This is a genomic window from Corynebacterium sp. TAE3-ERU30 (assembly GCF_019209925.1).
Lineage (GTDB): Bacteria > Actinomycetota > Actinomycetes > Mycobacteriales > Mycobacteriaceae > Corynebacterium > Corynebacterium megadyptis.
Genome location: NZ_JAHUTO010000002.1, coordinates 50,413 through 63,635 on the forward strand (window position 1 = coordinate 50,413; position 13,223 = coordinate 63,635).

12 protein-coding genes and 1 riboswitch are annotated in these 13,223 nt (G+C 64.7%); of the genes, 1 reads left to right on the forward strand and 11 read right to left on the reverse strand.

Features of this window, described 5'->3' with window-relative positions:
- Nucleotides 1-15: 15 nt before the first annotated feature.
- From KR227_RS03275 to KR227_RS03300, 6 genes are all read right to left on the reverse strand, one after another.
- On the reverse strand, nucleotides 16-651 hold the full coding sequence (locus KR227_RS03275) for an RsmD family RNA methyltransferase (RefSeq protein ID WP_218363713.1): 636 nt from the start codon (nucleotides 649-651) through the stop codon (nucleotides 16-18).
- Nucleotides 652-658: 7 nt separating this feature from the next.
- Nucleotides 659-907: a biotin/lipoyl-containing protein gene (locus KR227_RS03280; protein WP_218363714.1), complete on the reverse strand. Its 249-nt coding sequence runs from the start codon at nucleotides 905-907 to the stop codon at nucleotides 659-661.
- A 19-nt stretch (nucleotides 908-926) separates the two neighbouring features.
- Entirely contained in the window at nucleotides 927-3,089 is a 2,163-nt protein-coding gene (locus KR227_RS03285; RefSeq protein ID WP_218363715.1) for an ATP-dependent DNA helicase RecG, read from the reverse strand.
- Between the two features lie 3 nt (nucleotides 3,090-3,092).
- Nucleotides 3,093-4,679: a DAK2 domain-containing protein gene (locus KR227_RS03290; protein ID WP_218363716.1), complete on the reverse strand. Its 1,587-nt coding sequence runs from the start codon at nucleotides 4,677-4,679 to the stop codon at nucleotides 3,093-3,095.
- Between the two features lie 14 nt (nucleotides 4,680-4,693).
- The gene (locus KR227_RS03295) at nucleotides 4,694-5,398 is read right to left on the reverse strand and encodes a uracil-DNA glycosylase (RefSeq protein WP_218363717.1); all 705 of its coding nucleotides are present in this window, start codon (nucleotides 5,396-5,398) and stop codon (nucleotides 4,694-4,696) included.
- Nucleotides 5,399-5,470: 72 nt separating this feature from the next.
- Nucleotides 5,471-6,481 carry a thiamine-phosphate kinase gene (locus KR227_RS03300; RefSeq protein WP_218363718.1) on the reverse strand — a complete coding sequence of 337 codons (1,011 nt, stop codon included), beginning with the start codon at nucleotides 6,479-6,481 and terminating at the stop codon, nucleotides 5,471-5,473.
- A 135-nt stretch (nucleotides 6,482-6,616) separates the two neighbouring features.
- On the opposite strand from KR227_RS03300, the gene KR227_RS03305 reads away from it, so the two are divergent.
- On the forward strand, nucleotides 6,617-7,612 hold the full coding sequence (locus tag KR227_RS03305; protein WP_255549085.1) for a DUF3515 domain-containing protein: 996 nt from the start codon (nucleotides 6,617-6,619) through the stop codon (nucleotides 7,610-7,612).
- 13 nt (nucleotides 7,613-7,625) lie between these two features.
- Here the strand turns inward: KR227_RS03305 and KR227_RS03310 are convergent, their stop codons facing one another.
- The 5 genes from KR227_RS03310 to KR227_RS03330 all read right to left on the reverse strand — a co-directional run bounded on the left by KR227_RS03310 (nucleotide 7,626) and on the right by KR227_RS03330 (nucleotide 13,131).
- A complete protein-coding gene (locus KR227_RS03310; RefSeq protein WP_218363719.1) occupies nucleotides 7,626-8,696 on the reverse strand; it encodes an ABC transporter substrate-binding protein in 1,071 nt (356 codons plus the stop codon).
- A 13-nt stretch (nucleotides 8,697-8,709) separates the two neighbouring features.
- Nucleotides 8,710-9,498 (reverse strand): ABC transporter ATP-binding protein, encoded by a 789-nt coding sequence (locus KR227_RS03315; protein WP_218363720.1) that lies wholly within the window; start codon nucleotides 9,496-9,498, stop codon nucleotides 8,710-8,712.
- A 7-nt stretch (nucleotides 9,499-9,505) separates the two neighbouring features.
- Nucleotides 9,506-10,549 carry an iron ABC transporter permease gene (locus KR227_RS03320; protein ID WP_218364321.1) on the reverse strand — a complete coding sequence of 348 codons (1,044 nt, stop codon included), beginning with the start codon at nucleotides 10,547-10,549 and terminating at the stop codon, nucleotides 9,506-9,508.
- 115 nt (nucleotides 10,550-10,664) lie between these two features.
- Nucleotides 10,665-10,806, reverse strand: a riboswitch (cobalamin riboswitch).
- Nucleotides 10,807-10,853: 47 nt separating this feature from the next.
- The gene (locus KR227_RS03325) at nucleotides 10,854-11,966 is read right to left on the reverse strand and encodes a D-alanine--D-alanine ligase family protein (RefSeq protein WP_218363721.1); all 1,113 of its coding nucleotides are present in this window, start codon (nucleotides 11,964-11,966) and stop codon (nucleotides 10,854-10,856) included.
- Between the two features lie 166 nt (nucleotides 11,967-12,132).
- Nucleotides 12,133-13,131 (reverse strand): NAD(P)H-dependent glycerol-3-phosphate dehydrogenase, encoded by a 999-nt coding sequence (locus KR227_RS03330; protein ID WP_218363722.1) that lies wholly within the window; start codon nucleotides 13,129-13,131, stop codon nucleotides 12,133-12,135.
- Nucleotides 13,132-13,223 lie beyond the last annotated feature (92 nt).

The following is a 13,223-nucleotide window of genomic DNA, read 5'->3' on the forward strand; positions in this document are numbered from 1 at the left end:
GGAGGCGTGGTCTTTCTAGGTGGTGCTGGTCGCAGCAGACTCTGCCGCATCGGCGCTGGTATCGGCGCTGGTATCGACGGCGCTGGCGTCAAAGACAGCCATGTCCATCCGGGCGATGCCATAGGTGCGTTTTTTCAGTTTCTGCCCGGTCGGGGTGAAGCAGGCCGGCCACGCGGTCTCGGGAGAGTCGATATGGCGCTCCACCACCACGGCGGCGCCATCGCGCAGCGTCGGAATGAGGGCGCGCACCATCTCGGCGACGGCCTCATCGGCGAGATCATAGGGCGGGTCGGCGAGCACCATGTCGAAGTAGTCGCGCGGGGCCGAGGCCAGATAGCTGGAGGCGGCGCGCTCCTCGATGTGGATATCGGCGTGCGGGATCATGTCCGCGTTGCGCCGAATCACGGCGGCCGCGGGTGGGTGATTTTCCACGAAGACGGCGCCGCGGGCACCGCGGGAGACGGCCTCGAGGCCAAGGGCACCGGAGCCGGCGAAGAGATCCAGCACCATCTTGTTCTCAAATCCGAAGCGCACCTGGAGGGAGGAGAACAATCCTTCCTTGGCGCGGTCGCTGGTGGGGCGCGTGCCCTTGGCGGGCACCGCGAGCTTTCGGCCGCGAGCCCAGCCGGAGATGATACGAGGGGAACCCATGATGTCGTTAAGCCTCCTTGGTGGCGGGGTCAGATGCGGTGGAGGTGGCGTCGAGAAGCTCGAGCAATTCATCGCCACCGAGACAATCACCGAAATTCTCGATAGCGAGTGCGCCCACTACCCCAGGACCTGGGGCGTGCACCGCGGTTTCGAGCTTCACGGCCTCGATGATGGCGAGCTCATCGCCGGTGCGGACCTGCTGGCCCGGCGTCACCGTGAAACGCACGATGCCAGCAAAGGGGGCGAAAATCTTCATGCCCCACAGCTTAACAACGCTAGGACTTCTCGATGAATTCTTGCGTATCCTCCTCGACCTCACTCACCAGCTCGCGGGCCCAGTCGGGATCGGTACGCACATAATCCATGGCATCGGCATAGGCCTGCTCGATAATGTCCCCATCGTCGATCAAGCTCAAAAGCTTGACTCTCCGGTGTCCGCCGGACTGGTCGGTGCCGAGCACATCGCCTTCTTGGCGGGTGCGGAGATCCAACTCTGCGAGCGCAAAGCCATCGGTGGTCTCCGCGACGCGACGCAGACGTTCAGCCGAAGGGCTCTCGGCGGGCTGCGCGGTATGGAACAGGCACAGCGCAGCGTGCGCGCCACGGCCGACGCGACCGCGCAGCTGGTGCAGCTGGGAGACACCGAATTTATCGGCTTCGCGCACATACATCACCGTGGCATTGGGCACGTCGATGCCGACTTCGATAACCGTGGTGGAGACCAGCACATCGATGCCGCCGGCGGCGAAGTCGCGCATCACATGATCCTTGGTGGCCGACTCCATTTTTCCGTGCAGCATGCCCACCTCCAGTTCGGGGAAGATCTGGCTGGAGAGCTGCTCATGCATCTCATAGACCCCGCCCTCGCCGTCGATGCGCGGACACACCACGAAGCATTGCCGGCCCTGCTGTACCTCCTCACGGATGCGCTCCCACGCCCGGTTCACCCAAGCGGGCTTGGACTCGGGCACCACCGAGGAGGTGATCGGGCGGCGACCGCCCGGGAGTTCCCGCAGCATGGAGATCGCGAGATCACCGAAGCTCGTCATGGCGATAGTGCGCGGAATGGGGGTGGCCGTCATCACCAGCATGTGCGCCTGCAGGCCATCGCCGCGGGCCAGCCGCAGCTTATCGCGCTGCTCCACACCGAAGCGATGCTGCTCATCGACCACCACGAGCCCGAGGTCGAAGAACTCCACGCCTTCCTGCAAAAGCGCGTGGGTTCCGACCACAATATCGGCCTCGCCCGAGACGATATCGAGCAGCGCTTGGCGCTTGGTGGCCGTCGGCGCCGACCCAGTGAGGCAGGTGATGTGGACTCCGCCTACCCCGCCCATGCCGGCCGCATCCAGCAGCGCCTGCAAAGAGCGGGTGTGCTGCACCGCGAGTACCTCCGTGGGGGCGAGCAAGACGGCTTGGCGGCCGGCATCGACCACCTGCAGCATGCCGAGCAAGGCCAGCACGGTTTTACCGGAGCCCACCTCGCCGAGCAGCAGCCTACTCATCGGCTGGGTTCGGCCGAGATCCTCGCTGATCTCGCGGTGAACCGCCTGCTGGCCGGAAGTGAGACTAAAGGGGAGGCGAGCTACAAGCTGGGCGGCGCGCGACCCCGTAGCGTCGGCGTTGTCCGCAGCAGGACAACTCGGCGCAACTTTCTCCGCATTGTCCACGGTGCGTAGTGCCATCACTAGCGCCAAGGTGAGCGCCTCGTTATATTTCAGCCGCTGGATAAACGGCAGCGGCCCCCGGCTATCGGGTTGGTGAATACCGCGCAGCGCCGCATCAAGGCTGGGCAGCCCGTGCGGGGCAGGCTCGCCGAGGGGATCGGGAATGTGCTCGAGCGTGCCCAGCACGCGATCGACGGCGGCCATGAAACGCCACGAGGTCACGCCTTTGCGCATGGGATAGACCGGCAGGTAGTCCATGGTGGCGAAAAGCTGCTGGATGGCCTCGCCATCGCCATAGGATTTCAGGTCATTCATGTTGCTCACCGGCACCTCGCCGGAGTCCGGGTCCGGCAGCGTGTGGAAGCTGGGATGGCTCAGCTGCGGCCGGCCGCGGTAATACTTCACTTTGCCGGTGAAAATCGCGCGAGTGCCCACTTCGAGGGTGCGGTCGAGCCAGTGGGAGTTAAAGAAGCTGATACCAATGAGTGTGCGCCCATCGGAGACGGTGATGCGGGTCAGCCGCTTCGGCTTCTTCCCCTGCTCGGACGCCAGATAGCGGGAATTGGCCTGCACCACGGTGCCGACGCAGGTCACCACATCGCCTTCTTCCACCGATTCCGCCAGCACATCCGAGCCATAGCGCGACCATGCCCGCGGATAATGCTCCAGCAGGTCGGTGACGGTATACAGCCCCAGTTTCTCCCGAATGACGCGGGCTTCTTTCGCCGGCAGCAGCGAGGATAGTCGCCGCTCGTCCTTCCAGCCCAGCACGGTCTATTCCACCCCGATCTCCGCTGCGTAGTTCATCCCCCGCGCCGGATAGACGCTGAGCTCAATATCGCGCTGCGCCAGCACCTCCTCCTGCAGCAGCGCACTCAGCTGCTCCACACCACTGGCATCGCTGAGCAACACGGTCACGAGTTCGGACTCCGGCCGCAGCAGCCGTTCGCAGGCCGCAGCCACCGCCGCATCCAGGGTGCTGGCGCAGGCGAGTTCTTCGCTTGTCGACGCCGCCCCCGAGCCAGTATGCGCCACGTACTGGTCCTGCTCTGCACTGATATAGCTGGTACGCATCGCGGAGGCGGCCTCGGACATCGCATAGCAGTCCACCACGAGCGGTTGGCGCGGATCGTGCACGGCGATAGCCGCCAACCCCGACACCAGCTGGCTGGTAGGCACCAATTGGATAAACACCCCGCTGGCATGGGCGGCTAGTTCGGTAGAGACCAATTCCCGCTTGGAGAGCATCCCATTGGGCAGCACCGAGACTTCCTTCGCGCCGACTGTAGAGATGGCCTCGCCGATCTTTTTCACCGTGTCCTCCCCCGCGCTCGCTGGCGCCACCACGGTGGCCCCAGACGCCTCATAGAGCTCGGCGAGTTCGCCGTGCGGGCACAGGGCGATGATGATGCGCCGCTGCTGATCCACACGAGCAGATTCCGGCTCCGGTTCGGGCAGGGCCTCGAGATGCAGCTGGGAGACCTCGCCGGCATAGCTATAGGCGGTCTCGATGACGGTGCCGGGCTGCTCGGAGTGAATGTGTATCCGGCCCTGATAGTCCCCGGCGCGGGCGAGCACCAGGCTATCGCCGAGTGGCTGCAGGGCGGCGTAGAGCTCGTCGATGTCCTCGCCCTCGTAGTAGAACATCACCTCGAGGTAGGTGCTACTACGCATCTGCGTAGCGGTACCGCGGTGCGGGGTGATGGCGGAGAGATCCTGCACCGGCACCGTCGGGTCGATCTGCTGGGCGAGCGTCTCGAGGAGCACCACGAGTCCGGCTCCCCCAGCGTCGACGACTCCCGCCTCGCGGAGGACATCGAGCTGCGAGGGCGTGGCATCGAGGGCGCGCTGGGCGGCAGCGGTGGCAGCCAGCACCACCTCTGCCAGATCATTCGAGCCGGTGGCATCGGCGGCCACGGCGGCCGCCCGCAGCACGGTCAATACCGTTCCTTCTACCGGCTCGTTGATGGCCTCATTGACCATGGCCAGCGCGGTGTTGAGGGAGGTGCGCACCATAGTGCCGTCGATGCCGCCGCCGGCTGCGGCCAGTGCCACCGCGCGGAGCACTTGGCTGAGCACCATTCCGGAGTTTCCCCGCGCCCCGCGCACGGAACCCTGGGCGAGGGCTGTGGCGACGTCGTTGACGTCGAGTGGCTGCGGGGAGGCGTCGATAAGCGTCTCGAGATGCGCCAGTGCGGCTTCCATCGTGTGCGCCATATTGGAGCCGGTGTCCGAGTCCGGCACGGGGAACACGTTCAGCGCATTGATCTCCGCCCGGCGCGCCGCGAGCTGCGTGGCGGCGGCGCGTGCCCACGAGTGGAGTTCTGTGGGGCCGAGCGTGGTGGGGGCTGCTGAAGTCATAGTGACACTACAGTCTAGTGTTTCGGCTGGGATGCGTGGGTGGGGTGTGCATCGAGGCTCCAGTCTATGGGCGTGGCACCGAGCTTGCTGAGGATGTCATTGGTGCGGGAGAAGGGCTGGGAGCCGAAAAACCCGCGGGAGGCGGACAGCGGTGAGGGGTGCGGCGAGCAGATACACGGGGTGTCGCCGAGGAAGCGTTGGGTGTTTTGGGCGTCGCGTCCCCACAAGATCGCCACCAGCGGGGTGTCGCGTTCGGCGAGGGCTGTAATAGCGCATTCGGTGACCTCTTCCCAGCCGTGTCCGCGGTGGGAGCCGGCCCGGCCTGGGCTGACGGTGAGTACGCGGTTAAAGAGTGCAACACCTTGTTCGCACCAGGCGCTCAAGTCGCCGTGTTCGGGCGGGGTGATGCCCAGATCGGAGTGGAGTTCGGTGTAGATGTTGTTCAGGCTGCGCGGTAGGGGGCGCACATCGGGTTGGACGGAAAAGGACAGCCCCATGGCATGGCCGGGAGTGGGATAGGGGTCTTGGCCGACGATGAGCACCTTGATCTCGTCGAAGGGATAGCTGAAGGCGCGCAGCACGTCGCTGCCGGCGGGTAGGTAGCCGCGCCCGGCGGCGTTTTCGGCGCGGAGAAACTCTCCCAGCTGGTGGATGGTATCGGCGACGGGGGCGAGCACGGGCGCCCAACTGTCGTGCACGGGCAAGTCGGTGGTGGTCATGGCGGTGCCTTTAGCGTCGTGGTGGATGCGGTTAGCGTCGTGGTGGATGCGGTGTGGATGGGCCGGGCTGGCTTAGGGGCTGTGCCGGTCCGCGGGTCTGCTGGAAAAGGTACTCCAGCCATCGGCAAAGCGGGCGGTCTCGCCATCAACGGTGACGGGATAGGGGGCGCGGCCGCGCACGACTTCGCCGATGACGCGGAATCCGCTCGGTGCTTGGCCGGCGGTGGTGGCGATGATGGCGTGGTCCTCTCCCCCGCCGAGTACCCATTCCCAGGGGTCGCGTTCGAGGAGTTCGGCGGCACGGCGCATAGCGGCGCTCGGCGCGATGGCGGCGCCGAAGAGGTTGATGCCGACGCCCGAGTGATAGGCGATGGCGTGGCAGTCGGTGTAGAGGCTATCGGAGGTATCGGTCATCGCGGTGGCCCCCGTGGCGCGGGCGATCACCCCGCGTTTGGGTTGCAGTTCTGGGGTGCAGTGCGAGCGCACGAGGTGGCGGAACTCCTCCGGAATGTCCTCGGGGCCGAGTTCGGAGAGCAGGGCGAGCCCGGCGGCGGATTCCCCGAGGGCTCCCGAGGCCACAACTTTTTGCCCGACGCGCGCCTTGGACAGCGTGGTGGCGGGCAGATTGCCGCCGAGCTGCCCGGTAGCGGTGATGGAGATAATGAGTTCCTCGGATTCCACCAGATCGCCGCCGACGAGTTCGGCGTTGTGCTTGGCGGCTTCCTCGGCGATACCGTGGGCGAGTTCTTCTACGAAGCTCACCGGGGTGGCGGCGGGGGCGCCGAGTGCCAGCAGCGCGGCGACGGGACGCGCCCCCATGGCTTCGATATCGGCGAAGTTCGCCACGATCGCTTTGCGACCAATATCGTGGGCGCTGGACCAGTCGAGCCGAAAATGCCGGTTGCCCACCAGCATGTCGGTGGTGACCACGGTGCGGGTATTGGGCACGGGGTGGCCGAGCACTGCGGCGTCATCGCCATTGCGGGCCGAGGGCGCGGCGCGCAGGATCGCCGCGATCGCGCCTTTTTCTCCTAGGTCGGCGAGTGTCGGCCCGCCGTAGCGGGTGGGAAAGGTCACGGGCATCGTGTTATGCCACCGTCCTCGTTGTGTGGGTGTTCATCCGTGGCGCCACCTGCACATGCCCGGCGGGCGTGCGGGCGCCGCATTTGATGCTATCCGATGCTCCGCCACAACGGGCTGCGGGTAGAGTTTGTGGCTATGAGCAGCTCCCGTACTGAGACTCCCGCCTCTGATATTCCTCGGCGTCCCATCATTATCGCGCTGGTGCTATCTATTCTTCTCACCATTGCGGTGCTCCTCGGCACTAAATGGCTTTTCGGCGATGGCCGCGATCCCGTAGCGCTGTCTGAATTGCCCTCTGAGCAGGCCGATTCAGCGGAATGCTCGGCGCTTATCGACGCTCTCCCGGAGTCGCTCAACGGCCTGAAAGAGGCGCGTCTGGTGGAACCGGTACCGGCCGGGGCCTTCGCGTGGTCGGGCACCGATAATCAGCGCATCACCTTGCGCTGCGGTGTGCAGCCCCCTGCCCAGTACACCACCTTGGCCCGCACCGAGGATATTGATGGCCGCGAGTGGTTGCGGGTCAAAGACGCCACCACCGGCTCGACCATGCAAACCTGGTATCTCGTGGGCGCTACCCCCACGGTGGCGGTGACCGCCGATGCGCAATCCTTGGGTGATGCCCCCAACCCGGTGGCGGATCTCGACGATGCCTTAGCGCCGATTCAGGGCGAGCGCTTGTCCCCTGCTGCCGCCCCCTTGGCGCAGCTGGACTCCCCCGATGCCGAGAATCCCAGCTGCGCGGCCTATGAGCAGGCGCTGCCGAGCGTGCTAGAGACCTCCTCGGGCACCTACCGTCTGGTTAAGGGCTCGGAGCTGATCGCCGCCGGCTATCCGCAGGATCCGCAGAACACGGTGGCGTGGATGCCGGACGACGATGGCCTGGAGCCGATTGTCACCCGCTGCGGCCTGGCGGAGCCGGCGGGCTATGAGCCCGGCGAGCAGCTGCAGCAGATCAATGACATTCCGTGGTTCAATGACACCCAGTTGGCCAATGGAACGACCCAAGGCGTGTGGTACGCCCTGGGCCGTGATGTAGCTATTGCGGTGGCCATGCCCCAAGCTGTGGGCCAGACCGTGTTTGTGGATATCGGTGACGTCATCGCCGACACCACCGCCACGGTCGCCCGCTAGGCCGGCACCTGTTTTAGGAATCGATTCGGACGTTGAGGCTGGGCTGGATATCGGATTCCGGTACCAGCCCGTACTCCTCTAGCCCCTTGCGCACCAGCTCGGCGCCGTCGATATTGAGCGGCCCGGAGGTCCACAGCGCATAGGGCAGGTTGATGAAGCGCTCCTGCTGCACCGCCTCGAGATCCTTGGTGGCGGGGTTCTTCTTCAGCTGCTCCACCTTTTGCTCGAAGCTCTGGCCGGGATAGTCGACGAAGACAAACACATCGGGCTGGGCATCGGCGAGGGTTTCCCAGCCCACCTCCACCCAAGTGTCATCGAGATCGTCTGTTGCGTAGTCTGCACCGGCAGCGGCCACCATTTCTGCGGGAGCACCCTTCGCGCCGGAGGTAAATACCGCATCGGTGCCAGAGTCGTAGAGGAAGACCACCGGCTTGTTCTCCGCCTGCGGGGCGTTATTCAGCGCCTCGATACGCGCATCCATATCGGCGATCACGTCTTCGGCCTTATCCTCATGCCCAGTGATCGCGCCAACATTGCGCAGATCGCTGCGCACCGCATCCCACGGGTTTTCCACGCCGCGGGCCGTCGAGCCCTCTTGGCGGCAGGCCTCGGTGAGGATATAGGTGGAGATATCGTGCGTGGCTAGGGAGTCGGGGGTGATGTTTTTATCCTCCCCCAGCCCATAGCCCCAGCCGCCGTAGAACACCTGCGGGGAGGCGGCCACGATCTGTTCCAGGGAGGGATACTCCTCGCTGATCTCCTTTAAGTTATTGACCTTCTCGCCATACTTTTCGACGAGCACGTCGCGGTCCCGGTTCAGGCTGGAGACCGCCACTAGCTCATCTTGGGCATCGAGGGCCAGGTTGAGCGCGATGAGATTGCCGTCATTGGCCAAACCGGCGGCCTTTTTCGGAAAGCTCACCTCCTCGCCGCAGTTGGTGACGGTGACCATCTCGCCGGAGTGGTCGGTGGCATCGTTAGGCGCTGCGGGGTTCTCGGCGCTGCCGCCGCCGGAGCAGGCGCTCAGAAGGACTGTGGCGCTGCTCAGGGCGGCGACAAGCGCGAGGCGATAAGGCTGTGACATGTGTGTACGCATCCTATGGGTTAGAGGAATCATAACGGGTGGATACCCCATCGATAACGAGATGAGGGTGGCGCAGCCCCTGCCGCACAATCACCGAATCCACGCCAAAGACTGTGCGCACCCGCGCCGCGTCGAGCACCTCAGTGGGGCTACCGCAGGCAAGAACCTCGCCGTTGTGCAACACCAGGCAGATATCGAAATGCGTGAGCGCGAGGTCTAGGTTGTGGATCGTGGAGATGATTGTTGCGTGCGAGGCGCGCATGAGCTCCAAGACGCTGAGCTGGTGCTCCACGTCGAGGTGATTGGTGGGTTCATCGAGCAGGATCAAACCGGTGTCTTGGGCGAGGGCGCGAGCGATAAACACGCGCTTGCGCTGCCCTCCCGAAAGCTGATTGCAGGTGCGTTCGGCCAGATCGGTCACGCCCACCCGCTGCATCGCCTTCTCGGTGGCCTCGCGGTCCGCAGCCGACGGCGGCCGCCACACCGATTGGTGCGGCAGACGCCCCAACGCCACGGTTTGGCGCACGGTCAGTCCCTCCGGCACGGTTTCTTCCTGGCCGACATAGGCCAGCATCTGGCCCCGCTGTTTCGCGCTCAACGACGCCAGCGGCGTGTCATCGATGCGCACGTGGCCGCGGGAAGGGAGAAAACCCGCGATGCTGCGCAGCAATGTCGTTTTGCCGGCGCCATTAGGGCCGACGATGGCGACCATGGCGCCAGGCTCCACGCTGAGGGTGACGTTGCTGAGAATAGGGGTGGCGTCGATAAGGCAATCCAGCTGCTCGAGATGGAGACTACGCATCAGAGTTCTAGGCCTCCTTAGCGAAGCTATACGAGCTCGACCTGCCCATGATGAACAGGAACAGCGGCGCGCCAATAATGCCGGTGACTACTCCGAGGGGAATTTCCTGCGCGCCTGCGACAACGCGCGAAGCCATATCCACCCAGAGCAAAAACAGCCCGCCACCGAGCATGGCGATGGGCACCAACCTGCGATGCGTTGGACCCACCAGCATGCGTGCCAAGTGCGGCACCACGAGACCGACAAAACCGATCCCGCCGGACACCGCGACGAGCACGCCCACGAGCACCGCTTGGAGAAGGAACAGAGATGCTCGGAGCTTATCGACGTCCACTCCTACGCTTGCGGCCACATCCTCCCCCGATGCCAAGGCATCGAGACGAGGACCGAGGACGAAGAGAATGACAGCGGCCAGAAGCGTCGCCACCACCGGGATGCCTAATTTGATCCACTGCGCCCCTGCGACAGAGCCCAGCATCCAAAACATCACCGATTGCGCGGCGCGCGGATCGGGACCGATGAACACGAGAAAGCTGGCGAGGGCTGAAAAGGCGCTCGCGAGCACGACACCGGTAAGGATCAGCCGCAAGGGGGTGATGCCTCCCTGGGCGTAGGTGATTCCATACACCGCCATCGTGGCCACGAGCGCACCAATCAGCGCCCCGCCAGAAAGTGCCCACACCCCTAATGAGGAGAAAATGCCTAGAGTAATAACGGCTGTCGCGCCGACGCTAGCGCCGGAGGACACGCCCAACAGATAGGGATCAGCCAGAGGGTTACGCACCAGAGTCTGCATGGCCACACCGGCCAGCGCGAGCCCAGCGCCGACGATGAGAGCAAGCAGGCCTCGCGGCGTCCGCAGCTGCCACACAATGGTCTCCACCGACTGCTCCGGCACCGTGGCCGAAGACAGGCCCAGCTTCGACTGCATCACAGCAGCCACATCACCGAGCGGGATGGTGACCGATCCCACCGCTACCGAGGCAACGGCTGAGACCGCAATGAGCAGCACAAGCACGGCCACGAGGGCCGTGTAGCTGCGTCGAAAAATCGACACGCCAGCAACAATCCTTCACTGCTAGGCGACCTTAGGAAAACGAGATACTCGCATCCCCACGCGAGGCCGAAAACCTAGCCATCAAGTGGTTCACACTTTCTTTCAGCTGCCTTTAACGTTGGCCGAGGGCAGGCATTCGGACTTGTCCACATATCCTCGCTGTGAAAGCGAAGCGCGGCTTACCGTTGCGCGTCAGCTCTGGAGTTGCACCAGATTCCCCTGCGGGCTCGACCCAGCAGCGCTTTGTATTTTACACCGCGGATGGATGGCTGCGAATAAGCGTCGATAAGCGCCGCAGCTAGCGGCGAGAAAGCGCCTGCTGGACCACAATATCTAGCAGCTCAGCGTAGGGCACGCCGGAGGCCTCGAATACCTTGGGATACATCGAGATCGGGGTAAAGCCGGGCATGGTGTTGATCTCGTTGAGCACCGGGCCGGAGTCGGTGACGAAGAAATCGACGCGCGCCAAGCCCGTGCAGTTCAGGGCGTGGAAGGTTTCCACAGCCAGCGACTGGATCAGCTCCGTGGTCTCCTCGGCGAGCGGCGCCGGGATCGCGGCAGAGACCACATTGTCGAGGTATTTGGTGTCGAAGTCGTAGAAGCCCTCATCGCCGTCCTCGGTGCCGATGAGCTGCGCCGGCACCGAAGCCACCACCTCGCCCGAGGGGTACTGCAGCACGCCGCACTCCACCTCGGCGCCGCGGATTTCCGCCTCCACGATCACCTTCTCGTCATAGGCCACCGCCGCCTCATAGGCCGCGGGGAACTCCTCCCAAGACTCCACCTTGGAAATACCGATCGAGGAACCGCCGCGAGCCGGCTTGACGAATACCGGCAACCCCAGCAGCTCCTTTTCTGCCTCGCTGAGCTCGCCGCGCTGCCGCAGCACCACCTCGCGCCCCACGGGCAGCCCCGAGGCGCTCATGAGTTTCTTGGTGTATTCCTTATCCATCCCGGCCGCCGAGGCCAGCACCCCAGCACCCACATAGGGCACCCCGGAGAGCTCGAACAGACCCTGGATGGTGCCATCCTCACCGAATTTGCCGTGCAGCACCGGCACGATCACATCCACGCGATCATAGAGCTGCCCGGCGCGCTCGCCGCTGCTATAGCGGAACTCGCCGCGCCGGTTGGGATCCACCGAGAGCTGAACCTCCTCGGTGTGTTCCACCACGGGTAACTCGCGGCCGTCGGCGCGGAGCTGCTGCGGATCGGATTGCCCCACCACCCAGGTGCCTTCGAGGGTGATGCCCACCGGCACCACCCGGTAGGTCTCAGCATCGAGGTGGCTCATCACCGCCGAGGCCGAGATACAGGAAATCGAGTGCTCGGAGCTGCGGCCGCCATAGACGACGGCAACAGAGGTACGGGTGTCAGTGGCATCGCTGGCAAAAGAGGTGGGAGCAGTCATCTCGGTCTTTCATATCTCGGCTGTAGTGACGGGCTGTCTTATGGACAGTAGTGCGGGACTGTGGGTATGGGCTGTGTTGCGGGGCTGTCCGCCTGCTGCGGCGCAGGCACGCGGCATTGCACCACACCTCGGCGAGCGGGGTGGGTGCCGAACCGCTGCGATTGTACTACTCGGACTTCTTCGAACGCCCCATCAGCGCACCCACCATGGTGTCCACATCCATTCCCTCGTGGCACACCAGGTACACGGCGTGCGTGATAGGCATGTCTACCCCGTGCCGCTCGGCGAGGCGGAACACCGACTCCGAGGAGGTCACGCCCTCAGCCACCTGCCCCGAGGTGGCGTGGGTGGCCTGCTCAAGCGAATCGCCCCGGCCGAGGCGGGCGCCGAAGCTGCGGTTGCGCGACAGCGGCGAGCTGCAGGTGGCGACCAGATCGCCCAATCCTGCCAATCCGGCGAAGGTGCGGCTATCGGCGCCGACCGCCACGCCCAGCCGGGCGATCTCGGCGAGGCCACGGGTGATCAAGCTCGCGGTGGTGTTCTCCCCCAGCCCTTTGCCATTGGCCATACCGCAGGCCAGGGCAATGACGTTTTTGCACGCCCCGCCGAGCTCAGTGCCGATGACATCGGTATTGGTATAGGGCCGGAAATAGGGCGCCGAGCAGGCCGCCTGGGCGTATTTGGCGTTGTCCTCGTTAGTGCAGGCGATCACGGTGGCGGCGGGCTGTTCCATGGCCACCTCGCGGGCCAGGTTGGGCCCTGAGAGCACGGCGATGCGCTCCGGTTCGATGCGTCCAGCCTCGGCGATCACTTCGCTCATCCGCATCAAGCTGCCGTGTTCCACACCCTTGGCGAGGCTGATCACGATCGCCTCCCGCGGGATGAGCTCGACCCACTGCTCCACATTGGCGCGCAGCGTCTGGGAGGGAACGCCCAAGACCACGATGTCGGCGCCAGCGAGGGCGTGGGCGGCATCGGCCGTGGCGGTCACGGACTGGGGCACGCTAAGCCCGGGCAGGTAGTCGAGGTTCTCGCGCATGATCTGTATGGATTTCGCCACCGATTCCCGGCGCGCCCAGAGGCGCACGGTGGCTCCGGCATCGGCGAATACCTTGGCTAGGGTGGTGCCCCAGCTTCCTGCGCCCATCACTGTCACGTTGACCATGAACCCTGTTGTGTCCTTCCCGAGGTATCTGCTCGTTGCGGTGGTAGCTGCTCGTTGTTGTAGCTGCACTGTGTCGAAGCGGCGCGCAGAGT